17 protein-coding genes are annotated in these 20429 nt (G+C 72.7%); 7 read left to right on the top strand and 10 right to left on the bottom strand.

Annotated features, from left to right (window positions below; genetic code table 11):
- The first annotated feature begins 71 nt into the window (after positions 1–71).
- Complete coding sequence (locus tag ACQPZ4_RS17775) at positions 72–1469, top strand: MFS transporter (RefSeq protein WP_433062039.1); 1398 nt, start codon at positions 72–74, stop codon at positions 1467–1469.
- Positions 1466–2431 carry a sigma-70 family RNA polymerase sigma factor gene (locus ACQPZ4_RS17770; protein ID WP_433062038.1) on the top strand — a complete coding sequence of 322 codons (966 nt, stop codon included), beginning with the start codon at positions 1466–1468 and terminating at the stop codon, positions 2429–2431. Before ACQPZ4_RS17775 ends, ACQPZ4_RS17770 begins: the two co-directional genes overlap by 4 nt.
- Here ACQPZ4_RS17770 and ACQPZ4_RS17765 read toward each other — a convergent pair.
- Genes ACQPZ4_RS17765 through ACQPZ4_RS17745 form a run of 5 tightly spaced genes read right to left on the bottom strand, consistent with a single transcriptional unit; the run spans position 2385 to position 9165 of the window.
- Entirely contained in the window at positions 2385–3380 is a 996-nt protein-coding gene (locus ACQPZ4_RS17765) for a C-terminal binding protein (RefSeq protein WP_433062037.1), read from the bottom strand. The two genes, ACQPZ4_RS17770 and ACQPZ4_RS17765, sit on opposite strands and share 47 nt — an antisense overlap.
- Positions 3367–5130 carry an IlvD/Edd family dehydratase gene (locus tag ACQPZ4_RS17760; RefSeq protein WP_433062034.1) on the bottom strand — a complete coding sequence of 588 codons (1764 nt, stop codon included), beginning with the start codon at positions 5128–5130 and terminating at the stop codon, positions 3367–3369. Before ACQPZ4_RS17760 ends, ACQPZ4_RS17765 begins: the two co-directional genes overlap by 14 nt.
- On the bottom strand, positions 5127–6449 hold the full coding sequence (locus tag ACQPZ4_RS17755) for a glucose-6-phosphate dehydrogenase (protein ID WP_433062032.1): 1323 nt from the start codon (positions 6447–6449) through the stop codon (positions 5127–5129). The genes ACQPZ4_RS17760 and ACQPZ4_RS17755 overlap by 4 nt, the downstream gene beginning before the upstream one ends.
- Positions 6446–8287 (bottom strand): glycoside hydrolase family 15 protein, encoded by a 1842-nt coding sequence (locus ACQPZ4_RS17750; RefSeq protein WP_433062030.1) that lies wholly within the window; start codon positions 8285–8287, stop codon positions 6446–6448. Before ACQPZ4_RS17750 ends, ACQPZ4_RS17755 begins: the two co-directional genes overlap by 4 nt.
- Positions 8288–8316: 29 nt before the next feature.
- Positions 8317–9165 (bottom strand): SDR family oxidoreductase, encoded by an 849-nt coding sequence (locus ACQPZ4_RS17745; RefSeq protein ID WP_433062027.1) that lies wholly within the window; start codon positions 9163–9165, stop codon positions 8317–8319.
- A gap of 115 nt (positions 9166–9280) precedes the next feature.
- Here ACQPZ4_RS17745 and ACQPZ4_RS17740 point away from each other — a divergent pair, with 115 nt between their 5' ends.
- Positions 9281–10114, top strand: coding sequence for a hypothetical protein (locus ACQPZ4_RS17740; RefSeq protein WP_433062024.1), 834 nt, complete (start codon positions 9281–9283; stop codon positions 10112–10114).
- Here ACQPZ4_RS17740 and ACQPZ4_RS17735 read toward each other — a convergent pair.
- Both ACQPZ4_RS17735 and ACQPZ4_RS17730 read right to left on the bottom strand, forming a co-directional pair.
- On the bottom strand, positions 10111–10521 hold the full coding sequence (locus ACQPZ4_RS17735; RefSeq protein WP_433062021.1) for a GNAT family N-acetyltransferase: 411 nt from the start codon (positions 10519–10521) through the stop codon (positions 10111–10113). The two genes, ACQPZ4_RS17740 and ACQPZ4_RS17735, sit on opposite strands and share 4 nt — an antisense overlap.
- Positions 10518–11060 carry a TetR/AcrR family transcriptional regulator gene (locus tag ACQPZ4_RS17730; protein WP_433062019.1) on the bottom strand — a complete coding sequence of 181 codons (543 nt, stop codon included), beginning with the start codon at positions 11058–11060 and terminating at the stop codon, positions 10518–10520. The genes ACQPZ4_RS17735 and ACQPZ4_RS17730 overlap by 4 nt, the downstream gene beginning before the upstream one ends.
- A 59-nt stretch (positions 11061–11119) precedes the next feature.
- Between ACQPZ4_RS17730 and ACQPZ4_RS17725 the strand changes: the two genes are divergently transcribed.
- Positions 11120–11482 (top strand): nitroreductase/quinone reductase family protein, encoded by a 363-nt coding sequence (locus ACQPZ4_RS17725; protein WP_433062016.1) that lies wholly within the window; start codon positions 11120–11122, stop codon positions 11480–11482.
- Here ACQPZ4_RS17725 and ACQPZ4_RS17720 read toward each other — a convergent pair.
- Entirely contained in the window at positions 11467–14388 is a 2922-nt protein-coding gene (locus ACQPZ4_RS17720; RefSeq protein WP_433062013.1) for a glycosyl hydrolase, read from the bottom strand. The genes ACQPZ4_RS17725 and ACQPZ4_RS17720 overlap by 16 nt on opposite strands.
- A gap of 173 nt (positions 14389–14561) precedes the next feature.
- On the opposite strand from ACQPZ4_RS17720, the gene ACQPZ4_RS17715 reads away from it, so the two are divergent.
- Entirely contained in the window at positions 14562–15116 is a 555-nt protein-coding gene (locus ACQPZ4_RS17715; RefSeq protein WP_433062010.1) for a GNAT family N-acetyltransferase, read from the top strand.
- Here ACQPZ4_RS17715 and ACQPZ4_RS17710 read toward each other — a convergent pair.
- Positions 15075–17168, bottom strand: coding sequence for an MMPL family transporter (locus ACQPZ4_RS17710; RefSeq protein ID WP_433062008.1), 2094 nt, complete (start codon positions 17166–17168; stop codon positions 15075–15077). The genes ACQPZ4_RS17715 and ACQPZ4_RS17710 overlap by 42 nt on opposite strands.
- A 104-nt stretch (positions 17169–17272) precedes the next feature.
- A complete protein-coding gene (locus ACQPZ4_RS17705) occupies positions 17273–17881 on the bottom strand; it encodes a DJ-1/PfpI family protein (RefSeq protein ID WP_433062005.1) in 609 nt (202 codons plus the stop codon).
- 94 nt (positions 17882–17975) lie between these two features.
- On the opposite strand from ACQPZ4_RS17705, the gene ACQPZ4_RS17700 reads away from it, so the two are divergent.
- Together ACQPZ4_RS17700 and ACQPZ4_RS17695 are read left to right on the top strand one after the other, a co-directional pair.
- Entirely contained in the window at positions 17976–18890 is a 915-nt protein-coding gene (locus tag ACQPZ4_RS17700; protein WP_433062003.1) for a GlxA family transcriptional regulator, read from the top strand.
- Positions 18891–18949: 59 nt separating this feature from the next.
- Positions 18950–20389, top strand: a complete 1440-nt coding sequence (locus ACQPZ4_RS17695; protein ID WP_433062000.1) for an MFS transporter — start codon at positions 18950–18952, stop codon at positions 20387–20389.
- The last annotated feature ends 40 nt before the right edge of the window (positions 20390–20429 follow it).

Genomic DNA, 20429 nt, shown 5'->3' with positions numbered 1-20429 from the left:
TGCGGCGTCCGGCGATCAGTTTGCACCGCCCGGCCGGTCTGTTCCTGGCAGAACCGATGCCAGGAGGAGCGATGAACGACGTGTCATTGGCCGCGCGTGAACCGAGCGCGACCGTGCGGGAGCGGTGGGTGCTGGGGCTGACCTCGCTCGGGGCGGTCATGGTGGCGCTGGACGCGCTCGTGGTCGCGGCGGCGCTGACGACGATCCGGCGGGACCTGGGCGCCTCGGCCGAGCAGCTGGAGTGGGCGGTCAACGCGTACAGCCTCGCCTTCGCCATGCTCATGGTCACCGCCGCGGTGCTCGGCGACCGCTGGGGCCGCCGCCGCACGTTCGCCGCCGGGCTGGCCGTGTTCTGCGCGGCGTCCGCGGCCTGCGCGCTGGCCCCGTCGATGCCGGCCCTGATCGCGGCCCGGGCGGTGCAGGGGGCGGGGGCGGCGGTCGTGATGCCGCTGGCCATGGGCCTGCTCGCGGCGGGCTTCCCGGCGCACCGCCGCGGCCGGGCGATCGGCCTGTTCAGCGGGCTGACGGGGCTGGCCGTGCTCGCCGGGCCGGTGCTGGGCGGCGCCGTGACCGAGGGCCTGGCCTGGCAGTGGATCTTCTGGATCAACGTGCCGGTCGGGGTCGTCGCGCTCCCGCTGCTGGTGCGCTGGGTTCCGGAGAGCACCGGCCCGGCCCGGCGCCTCGACCCGGCCGGGCTCGCGCTGCTCAGCCTGGGCGTGCTCGGCCTGGTGCTGGGCGCCGTCCGGGGTCCGTCGGCGGGCTGGGGCAGCCCGGGCGTGCTCGGCGCCCTCGCGGCCGGCGCCCTGCTGCTGGCCGGGTTCGCGGCCTGGGAGCGGCGGGCGCCCGCGCCGATGGTCCCGCCGGCGTACCTGCGGCTGCGCTCCTTCACCGCCGGCAACGCGGCCGGCCTGCTGCTGACCGCCGCGCTCTACGGCGCGGTGTTCTTCAACGCGCAGTACATGCAGCTCGCGTTCGGCTCCGGCCCGGCCCTTGCCGGGCTGCGGCTGCTGCCGTGGACGGCGACGCTGTTCCTGGTCGCCCCGGTCGCGGGCCGCCTGGTCGACCGCATCGGCGAGCGCCCGCTGGTCGTGGCCGGGCTCGCGCTGCAGGCGGCGGGACTGCTCTGGATCGCCGCCGCCGGAGCCGCGAGCTACGCCGCCGTGGTCGCGCCGCTCGCGCTGGCCGGCTGCGGGGTGTCGATGGCGATGCCCGCCGCCCAGAGCGCGAGCGTCGGCGCGCTGCCGGCCCCGGCGGTCGGGCTCGCCTCCGGCATCTACAGCATGATGCGCCAGCTCGGCGGCGTCCTGGGCGTCGCCGCGGGCTCGGCGGTGTTCGCGGCGGCCGGGGGCTACGCCGCGCTCGGCCCGGCCTACGGCCGCGCGATGGCCGCGTGCGGCGTACTGTCGCTGCTCGGAGCGGTCGCCGGCCTCGGCATCGCGGCCCGGAGCACGGCGGTGGAGACGGCATGACCCTCGAGGACGCGTTCGCACGGTTCCGGGGCGAGCTGCTCGCGCACTGCTACCACATGCTCGGCTCGCTCCACGACGCCGAGGACGCGGTGCAGGAGACCTACCTGCGCGCGTGGCGGGGGTTCGCCGGGTTCGAGCGGCGGTCGTCGGTGCGGACCTGGCTGTACCGCATCGCCACCCGCGTCTGCCTCAACGCGCTCGCCCACAGCAGCCGCCGGCTCGTCCCCTCGTCCCTGGGCGCACCCGGCACGGACCCCGCCGACCTGGCCCCGCGCGACCCGGAGATCCGCTGGCTGGAGCCGTTCCCCGACCCGGCCGACCTGGTCGGCACGCGAGAGTCGCTGCGGCTGGCCCTGGTCGCCGCCCTGCAGCACCTCCCGGCCCGGCAGCGGGCGGTGCTCATCCTGCGCGACGTGCTCGCCTGGCCGGCCGCAGACGTGGCCGGCCTGCTCGGCACGACCGCCGCGGCCGTCAACAGCGCGCTGCAGCGGGCCCGGGCCGAGCTGGCCCGGCTCGCCCCGGCCGAGGAGGGGCTCAGCGAACCGGCCGAGCCGGACCGCCGCGCGCTGCTCGACCGCTACGCCGACGCGTTCGCGCGGGCCGACCTGGCCGCCCTGGAGGACCTGCTCACCGAGGACGTGCGCTGGGAGATGCCGCCCGTGCCGACCTGGTTCGCCGGGCGCGCCGGCGTGCTCGCGCTGCTGCGGGCGAAGCTGCGGCCGGAGCCGGGCGCGCGCCTGCTGGTGCCGGCCCGCGCGAACGGGCAGCCGGCGTTCGCCTGGTACGTCCGCGATCCGGCGGGCACCTACCGCGCCCACACGATCAAGGTGCTCACGCCGGCCGGGAACCGCGTCCGCGCGGTGCACGCGTTCCACCGCCCCGACCTGTTCCCGGCCTTCGGCCTGCCCGAGCTGCTCACGAGCGGACCGAGTTCACCGGCGACGTCGGCGGCCGGCCGGTGAGCACGCGGACGGCCTCCTGGGTGGCGATGGCGCGGACGGCGCGCAGGGACTGCTCGGAGTAGTACGCGGCGTGCGGCGTGATCACCGTGTTGTGCAGGCTGAGCAGCGGGTTCACCGGCCGCCAGTCGCGCTGTTTGGCCGGCTCCTCCTCGATGTCGTCCAGGGCCGCGGCGGCGATGGTGCCGTCGGCCAGCGCGTCGGCCAGGGCCGCGTCGGACACGATCGGGCCGCGGGCGGTGTTCACCAGCACCGCGGTCGGCTTCATGCGGGCGAGCGTGGCGGCGTCGAACAGGTGGTGCGTGTCCGGGGTGAGCGGCGCCTGGATGACCAGGTAGTCCGACTCCTCGACGAGCTCGCCGAACGTGACCGGGCGCACGCCGGCCGCGCGCAGGCGGTCGTCGGCGACGAACGGGTCGTGGCTGCACAGCTCGACGCCGAACGGGCGGGCCCGGTCGGCGATGAGCTCGGCGATCGCCCCGAAGCCCAGGATGCCGAAGACCCGGCCGCGCAGCCGCCAGATCGGCTCGCCGGTCTGCCAGCGCCAGTCCCCCGCGCGGGTCGCCGCGTCGTACTCGTTGATCTTGCGGGCGGCGCACAGCCACAGGGCGATCGCGTGGTCGGCGACCTCGTCGGCGCACCACTCGTTCGGGGCGTTGGTCACCTGGATGCCGTGCCGGGTGGCCGCGTCGACGTCGACGATGTCCACGCCGGTGCCGTAGCGGGCGATCACCCGGCAGTTCGGCAGCTGCTCCATCGCCGCCGCGCCGATGTGCGCGTACTGCGTGAGGATGCCGGCGGCCTCCCGGCCGTACCGGATGACCTCCTCCTCGCTCTTGCACTGCCGCGCGTCGAGGGCGAAGCCGGCCTCCTCGGCGATGGCGCGCTCGATGTCGGCGTCGCCGAAGTCGGAATCGGCGATCATGATGGTGCCGAGCTCAGTGGGAGTCACGGGGAAGACCCTTCGTGTGCACGATGTCACGGTAGGCGACCGCGAAGTCGAGGCAGGCGCCCGTGTCCATCTGTCCGGTGTGCGCGCGGAACAGCTCCTGCCACGGCGTCTGATCGGACAGCGGCGGCGGGCGGTAGGTGCCCCAGCGCGCGGCGATCTCCTCGTCGGTCAGGTCGGCGTCGAGCCGGTGCCGCGCGATGTCCAGCGTGATCCGGTCGCCGGTGCGCAGGATCGCGAGGTTCCCGCCGACCGCCGCCTCCGGGCTCGCGTTCAGGATCGAGGGCGCGTCGGAGGTGCCGCTCTGCCGCCCGTCGCCGAGCGTCGGCAGCGCCTCCACCCCGCGCAGGATGAGCGCGGTCGGCGGCTGCATGTTCACCACCTCGGCCGAGCCCGGGTAGCCGATCGGCCCGGTGTTGCGCACGACCAGGATGCACCCCTCGTCGATGCCGAGCGCCGGGTCGTCGATGCGCGCGTGGTACTCCTCCGGCGAGTCGAACACGACCGCGCGCCACGACACGACCGGGTCGCGCGTGAGCCGGGCGCGCAGGTCCTCGGTCACCACCGACATCTTCATCATGGCCGAACGGAACAGGTTCCCGTGCAGCACCAGGAACCCGCCGCGCGGCGAGAATGCGCGATCGTACTGCGCGATCACGTCCGCATCGCCGCTGCGCGCATCGCGCACGTTCGCCGCGACCGTGCGCCCGCTGACCGTCATGGCGTCCGCGTGCAGCCGGCCGGCGTCGAGCAGGGCGCGCATCACCGCCGGCACCCCGCCGGCGCGGTGGAAGTCCTCGCCGAGGTACTCGCCCGCCGGCGCGCAGTTGGCCAGGACCGGCACGTCGCCGCCGACCCGCTCCCAGTCGTCGTTGCTCAGTTCGATGCCCGTGTGGCGCGCGATCGCGTTCAGATGGATGGGGCAGTTGGTCGAACCGGCGATCGCCGCGGTCACCACGATCGCGTTCTCGAACGCCGCGCGGGTCATGATGTCGCGCGGGCTCACGCCGGCGCGCACGAGCTCGACGGAGCGCCGACCGGTCTCGTAGGCGATCTGCCCGCGCTCCCGGTACGGGGCCGGGATCGCCGCGCACCCGGGCAGCGACATGCCGAGGGCCTCGGCGATGCTGTTCATCGACAGGGCGGTACCCATCGTGTTGCAGTGCCCGGCGCTCGGCGCCGAGCGCGCGACGCGGTCCATGAACTCCGCGTAGTCGATCTCCCCGGCGGCCAGCAGCCGGCGCGACTGCCAGATGATGAGCCCGGAGCCCGCGCGCCTGCCGCCGACCCAGCCGTTGAGCATCGGCCCGCCGGACAGCACGATCGCGGGAATGTTGACCGTCGACGCGGCCATGAGGCAGGCGGCGGTCGTCTTGTCGCAGCCGGTGGTCAGCACCACGCCGTCCAGCGGGTACCCGTACAGCACCTCGACCAGCCCCAGGTACGCGAGGTTGCGGTCCAGCGCGGCGGTCGGGCGCTTGCCGGTCTCCTGCAGCGGATGCACCGGGAACTCCAGCGGAATCCCGCCGGCGTCGCGGATCCCGTCGCGCACCCGCCCGGCCAGCTCGACGTGGTGCCGGTTGCACGGCACCAGGTCGTTGCCGGTCTGCGCGATCCCGACGATGGGCCGGGCCGACTGCAGCTCCTCGCGGGTCAGGCCGAAGTTGAGGTAGCGCTCGAGGTACAACGCCGTCATGTCGGGGTTCGAGGCGTTGTCCCACCACTGGCGGCTGCGCAGCGCCTGTCCGTTCATCGCGGCGCCGGGCCCTGCGATCCGGCCGGATACTCCTCCAGCGGCACCAGGTCCTTGGCCCAGGCATCGAGCACCGGCGACACCACCCGCCACGCCTCCTCGGCCTCGTCCGCGCGGATGGACAGCGCCGGATCGCCGTTGAGAACATCCAGGAGCAGTCGTCCGTACGGCGGCAGCTCCGCCGGTTCCGGCCGGGCCCGCAGCGTCAGCGGGGTGAGCACCTCGGCGCCGCTCGTGGTGCCGGTGAGCTCCAGCTCCACCGACTCCGGTTCGAGCCCGAAGCGCAGCACGTTCGGCGCGGCGCCGGCGGCCCCGGTGAACGGCAGGTGCGGTACCGGCCGGAAGTGGATCGCCACCTCCTGCCGGTCGGCCCCCAGCGCCTTGCCGGTGCGCAGCCGGAACTGCGTGCCCGGCCAGCGCCAGTTGTCCAGCTCCAGCCGGATCTCGGCGAAGGTCTCGGTGTGGTGCTGCGGGTCGACGCCGTCCTCGTCCACATAGGACGGGACGCCGGCCCCGGCCGTGTAGCGGGCCCGGCGGGTGCGGTGGGCGACGTCGTCGAGGCTCAGCGGCCGGATCGAGCGCAGCACGTCCATCTTGCGGTCGCGCAGGTCGCGGTCGCCGAGACTGATCGGCGGCTCCATCGCGACCAGGCACAGCAGCTGCAGCAGGTGGTTCTGCAGCATGTCCTTGAGGGCGCCGACGCCGTCGTAGTAGCCGGCCCGGCCCTCCAGGGCGAGCGACTCGTCCCAGACGATGTCGACCCGCTCGATGTGGGTGCTGCTCCAGATCGGCTCGAGGACGCGGTTGGCCAGCCGGACGCCGAGCAGGTTGAGCACGGTGGCCATGGCCAGGAAGTGGTCGACCCGGAAGATGCTGCGCTCCGGGTAGAGCCGCGCCAGGAGCCGGTTGAGCTCGACCGCGTCGTGCAGGTTCTCGCCGAACGGCTTCTCCAGCACGATGGTGCTGCCCTCCGCGGTGCCGGCCGCGTGCAGCGCCGAGACCGTGGCCGGGAAGATGGCGGGCGGCAGCGCGAGGTACGCGGCGACCGGCTCGTCGTGCGGGATCGCGGCCGCCAGCGCCTCGGCGTCGGTGACGTCCGCCTTGTGGTACCGCATGCTCGCGATCAGGTCCGCGTGCCCGTGCAGGTGCTCGGCGGCCCAATTGCGGAACGCCTCGTCGGTCCAGTCCTCGCGGCCGACGCCGGTGAGCCGGAACCGCTCGTCGAGGTGCCCGCGGGACCGCAGGGCACCGAGGGCGGGCAGCAGGTACCGCGCCGTCAGATCCCCGGTGGCGCCCAGGATCACCAAGTGCTGGATCATCGTGCCACTCCCTCCGTCGCGTTCTGTCTCGCACGGGCGAGGTTGACCCCGCTGGCGATGACGCCGATGTGGCTGAACGCCTGCGGGAAGTTGCCGACGAGCTCCCCGGTGCCCGGGTCGATCTGCTCCGAGAGCAGGCCGAGCGGGCTGGACCGGTCGCACAGCGACGCGTAGAGCGCCTCGGCCTCGTCCAGGCGCCCCTGGCCGGTCAGGTTGTCCACGAGCCAGAAGCTGCAGAGCAGGAAGGCGCCCTCGTCGCCGGGGATGCCGTCCGGGGACTCGTCGTGGCGGTAGCGGTACAGCAGGCCGTCCCCGGCGCCGAGGCGCTCCGCGACGGCCCTGGTGGTCGCGACCATCCGCGGGTGGCCGGCCGGGATGACGTGCCGCAGCGGCAGGGCGAGCAGGCTCGCGTCGACGCCGCCGGGCCCGTCGAGGTGCTCGCCGATCGTCTGCGCCCGCTCGTCCCAGGCGTCCTCGACGATCGCGCGGCGGATCTCGGCGGCCGTGGACCGCCACTGCCCCACCGGTCCGGGCAGCCCGAGCCGCTCGGCCATGCCGGCCGCGCGGTCGAGCGCCACCTGGCACATTGCGGCCGAGTACGTGAACACGCGGCCCTCGTTGCGCACCTCCCACAGGCCCTGGTCCGGCCGGCGCCAGGTGCGCGCGGCCCCCTCGGCCAGGTCGGCCAGGCGGCTCCAGAGCCCGGGCTCGACGTGCCCGCCGGCCAGGGACCACTGGTCGGCGCAGTCGAGGATCTCGCCGTACACGTCGTGCTGGCGCTGGTCGGCGGCCCCGTTGCCCCAGCGGACCGGGGCCGAACCGCGGTACCCGCCGAGCGCGGCGTCGATCCGCTCGTCGGGGACCGGCCCGCCGGCCAGGGTGTACATGATCCGGGGTTCGCGGCTCTGCTCGAACGCGTCGAGGACCCAGCCCAGGAACGCGTCGGCCTCCTCGCCGAACCCGATGCGCCGCAGCGCGAACACGGCGAACGCGGCGTCGCGGATCCACGAGTAGCGGTAGTCCCAGTTGCGCACCCCGCCGACCGGCGCCGGCAGCGAGGAGGTGGGTGCGGCGGCGACCGAGCCGTCGGCCCAGTGGTCGCACAGCTTGAGCGTGACCGCGGCGCGGCGGACCATCGCCTCCTGCGGCCCGTCGTAGGCGAACCCGGTCATCCAGCCCCGCCAGGCCGCGGCGGTCTGCCGGAGGCTCGCCCCGGCGTCGAGCCGGTGGTGGCGGTGAATCCGGCCCCAGGACAGCACCAGCTCGACCCGGTCGCCGGCGCGCAGGTCGTAGCGGTTGTGCAGGCCGCCGCCGAGCGGATGGCTGGAGCGCAGGTGCAGCCGGACGCCGGGCAGCCGCGCGGCCCGGAGCTCCAGCCCGCCGAGGGCCGCCCGGGCGGTGGCGCCGCCCCGCGGCTCCACGTCGACGTGCAGGTCCACGGTCCCGTCGAGCACCTCGGCGAGCCGCACCAGCTCGCCCCGGTCGGCGGGCGTGTCGTCGGTCAGGTCGGCCCCCGAGCGCAGCGCGAGCGCGTCGGTGAGCCGCACCAGGCCGGTCGGGGTGCGCAGCTCCGTCACGAGGACGCCGGTGTCGCTCTGGTACCGCTGGCGAGCCTCCACCACCCCCGCCGGCGCGACGCCGAACCGCCCGCCCCCGGCCGCGTCGAGCAGCCCGCAGAACAGCGGCTCGGCGTCGAAGCCGGGCACGCACAGCCAATGGACGCCGCCGTCAAGCCCCACGAGGGCGGCGGTCGCGCCGTCCCCGATCAGCCCGAGGTCCTCCAGCGGCGGGTACCCGTCGCGCCGGCGCGGCGGACGGAAACGCGGTTCCACATCCACGTGGCGGTGCCTACCCGGCCGCCGGGGTACTACACCGCGACCATCGTCTCGGGCTGCATGTCGTAGGAAGACTGCAGCTGCTTGGGTCGCGTGCCCAGCCCGTCCGTGGTCCTGCGCTCCCACGGCACCTGCTGCAGGTGCTTGGTCTCGTCGATCATCGACTTCGGTTCGAGGTTGCGGAACGAGTCGACCTCGCCGGCGGCGACCGCGGTCATCGTGGCGAACACCGGCTCGGGGTCGAACTGGGCCCGCGGGAACGCGAGCTTGGAGTAGTCGAAGAGCCGCTCGGACGGGTCGTCCTCCCAGCTCTGCCAGGTCTGGAACATCCGGTCGTTGAAGCCGGTCAGGAACGGCCCGGGGTTCACGGTGGCCACCTCGACGCCGAACTCCTGCAGCTCCATCGCCATCGTCTCGGCGATCGCCTCGATCGCGTGCTTGGACGCCGCGTAGATGCCGGTGAACGGGTTGACGTTGAGCCCCTCGCGGGACGAGACCCAGACGATCCGCCCCTTGCCCCGCTTGACCATCTGCTTGGCGATGCCCTGGGTCAGCAGCAGCGGCCCGGTCACGTTGGTCTCGAACTCCCGGCGGATGTTGGCCCCCGGGATGTCGAGCGTCGAGCCGCCCTCGCCCACCCCGGCGTTGTTCACCAGCACCTCGACGCCCCACGACAGCGCCTTGCGGCGGTCCCCGTCGTCGGTCACGTCGAGCTTCTCCACCTGGAGCCGCACCCCGCGCCGCTCCGCCTGCCGCTTGAGGGTCTGCACCTGGGCCCAGATCTCCACGGAGGCGATGACGTCGAAGCCCTTCTCGGCCAGGCGCATCGCCACCTCGTGCCCGAACCCGGTGCCGCATCCTGTGATGAGTACCTTCGTCACGGCACGGTGGATACCCGCCTCCTGCGCCCCTACCGGCCCGAACCCCGAATCACCCGGCGCGGACATGCGGCCGTGGCCTGCTGGCGCCGGGCCCGCGGGCGGGTAGATTCGCAGCGTGAAGACCCTGCGGCGGTACGCGCTGCGGCGCGGCGACCTCGACGCCGGGACCATCCCGGTGCCCGAGGAGTGCGACGGCGCGGCCACCGTCGTGCTCGAGCACAGGGCGCACGGGGTCACGCCGGGGCGGTACACCTTCGAAGCCGAACTCGACGGGGACACCGTGAACGTGGCGTGGCCCGAGGACGTGCAGGTCGGCGTGCTCGTCGCGATCTCCTGGCAGCCGGCCCGGCGGCAGATCGTGTTGCGCACGGCGCCGCTCGACGAGCCGCTGCGGGTCGACGGGGTAGCCTACTTCCACGCGTACGACCCGCTGACCGTCACGCACGAGTTCCGCCCGGCGAGCTCGAACCGGGGCAAGGTGCTCGACGCGGTCCGCCGGCACGGGCGGGCGTTCCCGGACGGCAGCGCGGTCTTCCCGGAGGCCGACCTCGTCAAGCGGGCCGGGCTCGGCAAGGGCACCCGCGGCACCTTCCTGCTGCGCAACGCGATCGACCAGCTGATCCGGGAGGGGTACGTCACCCGCGTCGACGGCAGCCTCGACCCCAGCGGCCGGCCCACGTTCCCGCCGGCGCCCGGGGCCGAGGTGCTGCCGATGCTGTTCTACGCCCCGCTCATCGATCCTGCGACCCGGCCCGATGTCGACGAGCACGACCCGTCCAACCGGCACGAGCACTGGGTCACCGGGTTCACCCGCAAGCTGCAGCCCGGCACCCGCCCGTCCCCGCGCGCGCTCGCCCTGCACCGCCAGGCGATCGACAATGGACAGTTGCCGGACGAGCCGCTCCCCGACGGGTACACGTTCGTCAAGAAGCACCACCGCAACGGCTAGAGGGGCTTCGTGCACACCACATCCGGTACCGGCAGATAGCCCAGCGCCTGCCAGAAGCCCAGGCCGGCGGCGTTGTCCGGCAGCACGAACAGGTTGATGCGGGGGCAGCCGAGCGCCTTGAGCCGCAGCTCCAGCTCGGCGACGAGCCGGGTGGCGAGGCCGCGGCGGCGGTGGGCCGGGTCGACGGCGAGGCGCAGGATGAAGCCGCGGCGCCCGTCGTAGGTGCCCAGGACCACGCCGGCCACCGCACCGCCGTCCTCAGCTATCAGGAACAGCTCCGGGTCGCGGATGAGCTTCGCCTCCAGCTCGGCGCGCGGCAACGGGTCGCTGCCGACCGCGCGCCAGATGGCCACCACGGCGTCGTAGTCGTCCCAGGCGAACGCGCGAATGCTCGGGTGGCTGTTCACTGTGCCGCGAACCCGTCGAGGAGGTACGTCACCAGGCGCGCCGAGTCGTCGACGCCGCAGTTGGCCTGGAGCACCATCAGCAGGTCGCCCGGCTCGAAGTCCGGCCGCAGCCTGCCCGCCGCCTGGGCGCGGTGGACGAGCCCGGCGAACGCCGCCAGGCCACGTGCGGTCTCGCGGTCGCAGTCGAGCACGTCCGGGAACGCCTCGAGGGCGGCGGCCGCGAACCCCCGGTCGGCCGCCTGCATCGCGCACAACCGCGCAACGAGGGTGCAGAAGCCGCGCCACGGATCCGGGTCGGTGAGCGCGTCGTCGAGCACACCCGTGCACGCCGCGAACTGCTCGGCGAAGACCTCGGTGACGAGCGCCTCGCGGGTCGGGAAGCGGCGGTACAGCGTGGCCACCCCGACCTCCGCGTGCCGCGCGATCGCCGCCATCGGCACGTCGATGCCCCGCTCGGCGAACAGGGCGCCGGCCACCTCGACGATCCGGTCGCGGTTCTGGCGCGCGTCGGTGCGCAACTGAGAGACCCCGTGGCTCATGTCGCTCACTTTAGGCGCAACTGGACGGGGGTCTCCACTTGGCCGGTACGGTGGCGCCCGTGGAACTTCCCAAGAACACCGTGCGCCGGGTGAACGCCTGCGTGCTGCGACTGCGCGATTCGCCGCGCTTCGGCCGGATGGTGCGCCGGCACCTGACCGTCGTCACATACACCGGGCGCCGCTCGGGGCGGACGTTCAGCACGCCGGTCGGGTACCGGCGGGACGGGGACACCGTGCGCATCGGCGTACAAGTGCCGGACGCGAAAGCGTGGTGGCGCAACTTTTTGGGTGACGGCGGCCCGATCAGTCTGCACCTGGACGGCGCGGACCGACCGGGCCACGCGGTGGCGCACCGCGACGAGAAGGGCCGGGTCAGCGTCACCGTGACGCTGACCCGGCCGTCCGCTCAGGAAACCGTGTAGGGGATGGTGAGCGCCGACTGGTTGCCGTTGGCGGCGCTCGCATCCACCCGGACGGTGGTGTTCGCGTTGCCGATGGCGTTCCACAGCTCCAGCTGGACGCAGCCGCGGTTCATCGCGGACAGGGTGCCCGACGACGAGCTGAGGCCGACCGCCTGGGTGTACTGCTCGGTGCCGGCGACGGGATCGGTGGCGAAGTACCGGTACGTCTCGACCCGGCCGTAGCTGCCGCCGCCGGTGAAGTCGTACGACACCCGCGCCTGGATGCCCTGCCCGACCGCGGCCCCGGCGTCGACGTGGAACGCGAACTGCGTCGCCCCGCCGTTGGCGCTTCCCGTGATGCCGCAGACCCGGTAGGTGACCGGGTTGTGCGGGGTGCCGTCGTAGTTGCCGTTGGCGGCCGTGACCGTCTGCGTGGTCGCGCCGCCGCCGGCCGTCGTGTTCAACGCGGGCCCGGAGCGCAGGAAGAACTTGTTCGAGCCGACATTGGGCGGCGGCGACGAGGACGTCGAGGGCGACGGCGACGGCGAGGTCGGCGGCTGGGACGTCGGCGGGTTGCTGGTGCCGTTGCCCCCGCTCCAGGTGTACGCCCCGTTCGTCGCCGTCTTGCCCGCCCCGACCGTCAGCGTGTGGCCGTCGGAGAACGTCACCGTGAGGGCCGACGTCCCGAGGTTGGTGGCGGCGTACGTGCGCGCACCGTTCTTCGTGAACACCCCGTACAGCGGCGTGTTCGCGGTCACCGAGGTGTCCACTGTGCCCAGTGCGGCGAGGTTGCGGATCCAGTGGAAGGTGTGCGCCTTGCTCTCGCCTTCCTCCGGGGTGTACCCCGAGTTGTTCCGGAAGTTCGCCAGGGCCTGATCGCCGTTGCCGAGCGCCTGGAACGACCACAGGATGTCCTGCCACACCGTGGGCGGGCCGCCGTTGTTGGTCGTCATCTCGTTGTAGTTGGTCGCGATGTAGCCCGGCTTGTAGCCCATGTAGAGCGAGCCGCCGGTCACCGGCAGCATGTTGATGCCCTGGATCATCTCCGGCTCGGCGCTGAACCACGTCGCGTAGGCGCCGCCGTCGCCCCAGACCATGCCGACGGTGTTGTGCGCGAACGTGGACGGGAAGTTCTGGTTGGACGAGTCGAACCAGTACTCCTGGATCGCCTGCGCCTGCGTGGAGTAGATGTACAGGCCGGCGTCGCGGACCGCGGTGTTGCCGGTCGCGATGCCCCACTGGATGAGCGCGTTGGCGAAGTTCATGCCCTCCGACGACGACTCCTGGTTGTTGCCCGCGCCGAACGAACCGTGCCCGGACGCCCAGTCGTGCCCGGCGTAGATGTCGAAGTCGCGCAGGAACGGGAACATGGTGTCGCTGCGGTCCGGGTTGTTGGCGTCCCGGATGAGCAGGTTGACCATGCCGCCGTACGCGCTCGTGGCCGCCCAGGCCTTGTCGAACTTGGCGAGCGTGGCGGCGGCCGCGATGTAGTAGCCGTAGTGGAAGTGGTGGTCGTTGAGCTCCTGGTCGGAGCCGTACGACGCCGGGTAGCCGATGAGCGTGCCCCAGGCCTGGTTGTACACGAACAGGCGCCCGCTCTCGCCGGAGCCCGCGGTGAACCAGTCGGTCAGGCGGGTGCGGATGGCGTTCAGCAGCGCGTCGCGCTGGCTGGTGCGGCCGAGCTGGTCGGCGAGCTCGGCGGCGCGGGCGGCGCGGCCGAGGCCCTTGCCGGTCCAGTACGTGTCGTTGCCGAACGCGGCGAGCGGGTCGCCGGTCGCGACCTGGTCGAGGTACGCGCCGACCGTGGTGAGGTCGGCGCCGGAGGAGTCGGCGACGGCCGGGATCTCGGGCAGCACGCCCTGGTACTTCGTGCCGGTGGTGAACGCGCCGGCCCCGGTGAGCACCTTCATGGTGCCGCGCGGCGACACGTACGTCTGCGCGATCGGGGTCGAGCCGGACAGGTTCTTCCACTGGTGCGGGTACAGCGCGAGCACCGTGCCGGAGCCGGTGCCCTCCCGGGCCGTGGTGGTGAACGTGTACGTGGCGTTCACCGTGCTCGTGGACTGGTTGAAGCTCCACGCGACACGCGTGCCGGTGACGTGGTTGTGCGCGTACTGGCCGTAGGTGTTGGCAAGCGCCGTGCGGTCCGCGGCGGACGTCGACGTGGTGGTCGGCAGCAGCGCCACCGAGAAGTAGTTCTTGCCGGCGAGCGTCGAGGTGATGTTCGCACCGCTCACCGTCCACGTGGCTCCGGTGGGCGCGTAGGCCATGTAGTCGTGGCCGCGGACCGTGAAGCCGATGCGGTTGGCGCTGTTGGACCACACGCTCGGGGCGCCGCCGAAGGACAGCTGGGCGTTGCCGCCGGAGGTCTGGGCGTACACGAACGGGATGCCATGGCCGATCGTGGTCTTCAGCGTGCGCGTGCCGTCCGACCACGAGGGCGTGACGGTCCAGTCGGTCCAGCCGTCGACGAGGGTGCTGGGCGCGTTGAGGCCCGTCACGCCGAGGGTGAACTCCGTCGTGTACGGGAAGTGGTACTCCCCGACGCCCGTGGCCGTGCCGGAGATGGCGGCCTCGGTGGTGTACGAGACGCCGAGGCCGTTGTTGGCGGGCTTGAAGGCCATCGGGTGCGCCTCGAGCGGCGTCGAGTAGTTGCAGTCGGTGCGTTTGAACAACAGCGACGACCACCAGTCGTTGGTGGGCACGGCGCCGGCGGGGGCGTTGGCGGTGACGTACTGGCGGGGGTTGGTGGCGATGTTGCCGCAGCCGGTCGGGCCGGTGGTGCCGGCCGGGTTGGCGGTGGCGTACGAGCCGGAGCCGAGGGTGGCGGCCTCGGCGCTGGGCAGGACGACGAACGTGAGGGCGGTGGCGACTGCGGCGAGGGCGAGGGCGCCGGCGACAACAGGCCGGCGTCTGGGTATGCGCATTGATGGACTCCGTGGGATCGAAGTGGGCGGCTTCGGGGGGTCCTTGCGAATTCTGCGGCCGAAATGCGACCAGTGTCAATGACGGGTTTATGGAGAGCGCTCTCAATCGTCGTCTTGAGCTGGGAAAACGTTATGAGAGCGCTTTCAGGAAGATGGCCCGATAAGCTGAGGCCATGTTCAGCGTCTCACTGGGCGACGGGGCGCGGCTGCGCCCGCTGGAGCCGTGGCAGGCCGAGGAGTTCCTCGCGCACATGGACCGCGCGCGCGAGGCCGTCGACCCGTGGATCCCGTGGGCGTCGGTGAGCACGGACCTCGACTCGGCCCGGGCCACCCTGCAGCGCTACGCCGACCTGCAGGCCCGCGACGCCGGGCGGCTGTTCGGCATCTGGCTCGACGGGACGCTCGTGGGCGGCACGATGTTCGTGAGCTTCAGCACCGAGGCGGGCAAGGCCGAGATCGGCGTGTGGCTGGAGCCCGCCGCGCAGGGCCGGGGCCTCATCACGCGGGCGGTGCGGGTGCTCATCGACTGGGCGTTCACGACGCGGGGCCTGCACCGCCTGGAGTGGAAGTGCAGGCCCGACAACGTCGCGAGCTCCGCGGTGGCGAAGCGGGTCGGGATGCGGCTGGACGGTGTGCTGCGGGACGAGTATCTGTACCGCGGCGCCCGCTACGACACCGAGGTGTGGTCACTGCTCGCTACGGACACCTTCGAGGTGCCGGCCGTCTGAGGGCTCGGGGTCCTCGTGGCGGCCCTCGGCCTCGTGCCGGCCCTTGATGGTGGCCGGCCACCAGAAGCGGTCGCCGAGCAGCAGCGCCAGGGCGGGCACGACGATCGTGCGCACGATGAGCGTGTCGAGCACCACGCCGATGCCGACGATGACGCCGATCTGCGTGAGCACGATGACCGGCAGCACCCCGAGCACCGCGAACACCGCCGCGAGCAGGATGCCGGCCGAGGTGATCACCCCGCCCGTGGTGGCGAGGGCGCGCACCATGCCCTTGCGGGTGCCCAGGTGCGCGGCCTCCTCCCGGGCCCGGGTGGCCAGGAAGATGTTGTAGTCGACGCCGAGGGCAACCAAGAACAGGAAGGCCAGCAGCGGTACCGCGGTGCCGAGCGCCGGGATGTCCAGCACGTACCGGAGCACGAGACTGGCGGCCCCGAGGCTCGCCGCGAAGCTCACGACGACCGTGAACAGCAGCAGCAACGGTGCGACCAGCGAGCGCAGCAGCAGGACGAGGACGAGCAGGACGACGGCGAGCACGAGGGGTACGACCACGTAGTCGTCGCGAAGGTTGGCGTCGCGCTCGTCGAGGTCGGCCGCGGGGTCGCCGCCGACCAGCGCTCCGGCGGTGCCCTTGAGCGCCGCGCGCAGGTCCTGCACCGTGCGATCGGCCGTCGCCGTGCCGGATCCGCTGGTCAGGTCGACGTCGAAGGTGACCAGCGCGCCGTCGTCGGAGCGCTCGGGCTCGCCGACCTTGGCCACCCCCGCGACCCCCTTGGCGGCGCTCACGGCCTGGTCGGCGGCGGACGCGTCGACGATCACGGTGACCGGCTGGGCCGCCCCGGCGGGATAGTGCCGCGCGAGGGCCTCGGCCCCGGTGACCGACTCGACCTCGGTGCGGAACTGCTCGGTCTGGGAGAGCCCGATCTTCGTCCCGGCAAGTCCCGCCGCGAGCCCGGCGAGCAGCAGCACGGCGACGCCGAGCACGACCCGCGGGCGCTTCTCCACCCCGCCGGCCACCCGCGACCAGAACCCGGCGTGCGCGGGATCGTCGGAGCCGACGCGCGGTACGAACGGCCAGAACACCCCGCGCGGCAGGCACACCAGCGCGGCCGGCAGCACGATCAGCCCGAACGCGAGCGCCACGACCACCCCGAGCGCGGCGGCCGCACCGAGCGTCCGGTTCGTCGTGAGCACCGCGAACAGCAGCGTGAGCAACGCGAGCACCACGGTCGTGGCACTGCCGATGACGGCGGGCGCGGCGCCTCGCAGCGCGATCGCCATGGCCTCGCGGCGGCTCTCGGTGCGGCGCAGTTCCTCGCGGTAGCGCGCGATGAGCAGCAGCGCATAGTCCGTCCCGGCCCCGAACACGAGCACGGACACGATCCCGCTGACCTGCCCCTCGGTGGGCTGCCCGGCGACCTTCGCCACCCAGGGCAGCAGCTTGGCCACCACCTGGTCGGCGGTCCCGATGACGGCGAGCGGAACGAGCCAAAGGATCGGGCTCCGGTACGTCACCAGCAGCAACACCGCCACGACGATCGCGGTCGCGGCGAGCAGCGTGAAGTCGGCCCCCTCGAACGCGGCGGAGATGTCCCGCGCGAACGCCGGCCCGCCGGTCACGAGCACGGTCAGCCCGTCGGGCGCCTGCACGTTGTCGATCGATGCGCGCAGCTGCACGACCTCGTCCGCGACCTGCTCGATCCCGCCGCTCTTGAGCGGAACGGCCACGAGCACGGCCTGCTTGTCCTCGGACGGCACCGGCGGCGCCTGCGTGTTCACGGCCTGCCGGACCCGGTCGACGGCCTGCATGTCGTCCGCGGTGAGCGGCCCGCTGGTGCGTTCGAACACGACGAGCGCCGTCTGGGTGCGCCCGCTCGGGAACCGGTCCTCGAGCTCGGTGACCCGCGTCGACTGCTTCCCGGCGGGCAGCCCGTCGGTGGCGCTGGCGGCGGGCTGCCCGGGCGAGGTGACAAACGCGAGGGCGGTGAGCCCGACCGCGATGAGCAGCACGAGGATCGCCCCGAGACGCCCGGTGATCGCCGACGCAACCCGCATGACACACCCTTCTCGGGGCCGATATTTCGATGATGGAAATACTGCCCCCGAGTGATACCCCGCAAACGGCTCCCGACGCAACTATCGACGCAACACGCGTTCGCTCAGCGGTGGACCGTGCCGCGGCGCTCGTACTCGAACAGCGCCTCCACGGCCAGGGCGACCGGTGCGCCGTACTCCCGCTCGACGAGGTGCAGTCCCAGGTCGAGCCCAGAGGTCACGCCGCCCGCGGTGACCAGGTCGCCGTCGTCGACCACGCGGGCGCGCACGGCCCGCGCGCCAGTCGCCGCGAGCGCCTCCATGCCGAGCGTATGGGTGACCGCCGGCCGCCCGGCGAGCAGGCCCGCCATACCCAGGGCGAGCGACCCGCCACACACCGTCGCGACCGTGACGCGCGGGTTGCCCATGGCCGAACGCACGAGCGGTACCGCGGCGGACTGCGCGAACCGGCCCAGCAGCACGGGGATCGCGTCCACGGCGCCGCTCGCCCCCGGCACGATGACGTATCCCGGCGCGTCCGGGTCGATCGCCGCCGCCGCGTGCAGGGTGAGCCCGCGCGTCCCGCTCACCACCGCGCCAGGACCGTCCGCCGCCACCAGCCGCACCTCGTCCTCCGGCCGCCCGGCCAGGTCGGCCCCGGCCGCGAGCACCTCGAACGGGGCGACGACGTCGAGCGGGTCGAACCCCTCGAACAGCACAATCTGCATCAACATGCCCACATGCTCGCGCTCGCGCCGGGGCCGCAACCAGTGGCAGGATTGCCGTTGTCCGGCTGTTTCCTGCCATCCTCTGTTTCGGAGACATGCGTTGCACACGGTCGCCGTCCTCGCCCTCCCCGACACAATTCCGTTCGACCTCGCGACGCCGATCGAGACGCTGGGCCGCATTCCCGGGTATCGCGTCGAGGTCTGCGCCGCGACGCCGACGGTGGCCGCGGGACCGATCCGCATCGCGGTGGACCACGGGCTGGACGCGCTCGAACGCGCGGACACCATCGTGGTCCCCGGCCGTGACAGCTTCGAGCCCCTGGACCCGGAGATCCTGGACGCGCTCCGCAAAGCGGCCGCGAACGGCTGTCGCATCGTGTCCATTTGCGTCGGGGCGTTCACCCTGGCGGAGGCGGGCCTGCTCGACGGTCTGCGCGCCACCACCCACTGGCTGGCGGCCGACGAGTTCCGCCGCCGATTCCCGGCCGTGGAACTGGATCCCGGCGTCCTGTACGTCGACTGTGGACAGTTCGTCACCTCGGCCGGCGCCACCGCCGGGGTCGACATGTGCCTGCACCTCGTCCGCCGCGACTACGGTGCCGCGGCGGCCGCGCACGCCTCCCGGCTGGCGGTGGCTCCGCTGCATCGGGACGGCGGGCAGGCCCAGTACATCGCGCGGCCCGCTCCCCCACCGGACGGCGCCGGACTGGCGCCACTGCTCGCCTGGCTGGAGGCGAACGCGCATCGGGACCTGTCGCTTTCGGACATGGCCGCGCAGGCGGGACTGAGCGTTCGCACCTTGAACCGGCGCTTCCACGACGAGACCGGGCGCAGTCCGATCCAGTGGCTGGCCGCCGCGCGCATCCGCCGCGCGCAGGAGCTGCTGGAGACCACCGGGCACGGCGTCGAGCGCATCGCGCACCTGGCCGGGTTTCCGTCGCCGACGAACTTCCGCGAACAGTTCAAACGCACGACCGGCGTGACCCCGCAGGCCTACCGCGCGACGTTCACTTGAGCTGTGAGGGAGCTGGAAATGCTGGACATCAACCGGGGTTCACGTCATACGGTCGGATCATGAGCATTCGCGGAGACCGGCCGGCGTTCTTTCACCTGCTCGTGAACACCCTGCTGGTGTCCGTCATGAACTTCACCGTCTGGTTCGCGATCACGTTCTACGTGTTCCTGCAGACGCGCTCCGTGTTCGCGACCGGGGTCGTGTCCGGGATTTTCCTCGTGCTGACGGCGCTCACCGGGATCTGGTTCGGCAGCCTGGTCGACCATCACGGCAAGAAGACGATGATGCAGGTCTCGGCGGCCGCGTCGCTGGTGATGTACGGGGCGGCGCTCGTGCTGTACCAGACGGCACCTGAGGGGGCGTTCCGCGATCCGGCGGGAGTGCGGCTGTGGTCGCTCATCGTGCTGCTCATGATCGGCGTGATCGCCGGGAACATTCGCACGATCGCGCTGCCGACGCTCGTGACCGTGCTCATCGAGGAGGACAGCCGGGACAGGGCGAACGGGCTCGTGGGTACCACATCCGGGGTCACGTTCCTGGTCACGTCGGTCATCAGCGGGGTGCTCGTCGCGGCCGGCGGCATGACGTGGGTGCTCGTGCTGGCGCTCGTGGTGCTCGCCGGCGGGCTCGCCCACCTCGCGCTCGTGCGCATCGACGAGCGGGGCGCCGACCACGTGCACACTCCGGAGTCGGCGCTGGTGGCGGCCGCGACCGGGGATGCGGCGGCCGGGGATGCGGCGGGCGCGGGGTCGGCGGGTGGTGCGGGCGAGTCCGGGAAGCGGCGGGTCGACCTGCGCGGGACGTTGCGCGTCGTCGCGCAGGTGCCGGGGCTGAACGCGCTCATCATCTTCTCCGCGTTCAACAACTTCCTCGGCGGCGTGTTCATGGCGCTCATGGACGCATATGGACTGTCGCTCGTGTCGGTGCAGACGTGGGGGCTGCTGTGGGGCGCGCTCAGCACCGGGTTCATCGTGGGCGGGCTGCTCATTGCGCGCACCGGGCTCGGGCGCAATCCCGTGGGGCTGCTGCTCGCGGTGAACCTGGTGCTGTGGACGGTGACGCTGCTGTTCCCGCTCAAGTCCTCGATCGTGCTGCTGACCGCCGGGCTGTACGTGTACATGCTGCTCGTGCCCTACGCGGAGGCGGCCGAGCAGACGATTCTGCAGAAGGTGGTGCCGTACGAGCGGCAGGGGCGGGTGTTCGGATTCGCGCAGAGTGTCGAGCAGTCCGCGTCGCCACTGACCGCGTTTCTCATCTCGCCGATCGCGCAGTTCGTGTTCATTCCGTTCATGACGGACGGGTTCGGGGCGCGCACGATCGGCGGCTGGTTCGGGACCGGCGCCGACCGGGGCATCGCGCTCGTGTTCGTGCTCACCGGCGTCGTGGGGATCGTCGCGACGGTGCTGGCGCTGCGCTCACGGCCGTACCGGCGGCTGAGCCGTCGCTACGCCGCCGCGCCGGTGACCGGGGCTGAGTGGGCCGCCGCGCCGGATGAGTGAGGACGAGCGGCCGATGGACCGGTGATCGCGACGCGCGGAG

The sequence above is a fragment of the Dactylosporangium sp. CS-033363 genome (assembly GCF_050942475.1).
Classification (GTDB): Bacteria; Actinomycetota; Actinomycetes; order Mycobacteriales; family Micromonosporaceae; genus Dactylosporangium.
The sequence above is the reverse complement of the archived record's forward strand: the minus strand, read 5'-3'. Positions and strand labels throughout refer to the sequence as shown.

Coding starts and splice junctions, on each gene's coding strand:
- ACQPZ4_RS17710 (WP_433062008.1), bottom strand. CDS start 17,168: ATGCGGGTTGCGTCGGCGATCACCGGGCGTCTCGGGGCGATCCTCGTG.
- ACQPZ4_RS17715 (WP_433062010.1), top strand. CDS start 14,562: ATGTTCAGCGTCTCACTGGGCGACGGGGCGCGGCTGCGCCCGCTGGAG.
- ACQPZ4_RS17705 (WP_433062005.1), bottom strand. CDS start 17,881: ATGTTGATGCAGATTGTGCTGTTCGAGGGGTTCGACCCGCTCGACGTC.
- ACQPZ4_RS17770 (WP_433062038.1), top strand. CDS start 1,466: ATGACCCTCGAGGACGCGTTCGCACGGTTCCGGGGCGAGCTGCTCGCG.
- ACQPZ4_RS17775 (WP_433062039.1), top strand. CDS start 72: ATGAACGACGTGTCATTGGCCGCGCGTGAACCGAGCGCGACCGTGCGG.
- ACQPZ4_RS17760 (WP_433062034.1), bottom strand. CDS start 5,130: ATGAACGGACAGGCGCTGCGCAGCCGCCAGTGGTGGGACAACGCCTCG.
- ACQPZ4_RS17730 (WP_433062019.1), bottom strand. CDS start 11,060: ATGAGCCACGGGGTCTCTCAGTTGCGCACCGACGCGCGCCAGAACCGC.
- ACQPZ4_RS17720 (WP_433062013.1), bottom strand. CDS start 14,388: ATGCGCATACCCAGACGCCGGCCTGTTGTCGCCGGCGCCCTCGCCCTC.
- ACQPZ4_RS17755 (WP_433062032.1), bottom strand. CDS start 6,449: ATGATCCAGCACTTGGTGATCCTGGGCGCCACCGGGGATCTGACGGCG.
- ACQPZ4_RS17695 (WP_433062000.1), top strand. CDS start 18,950: ATGAGCATTCGCGGAGACCGGCCGGCGTTCTTTCACCTGCTCGTGAAC.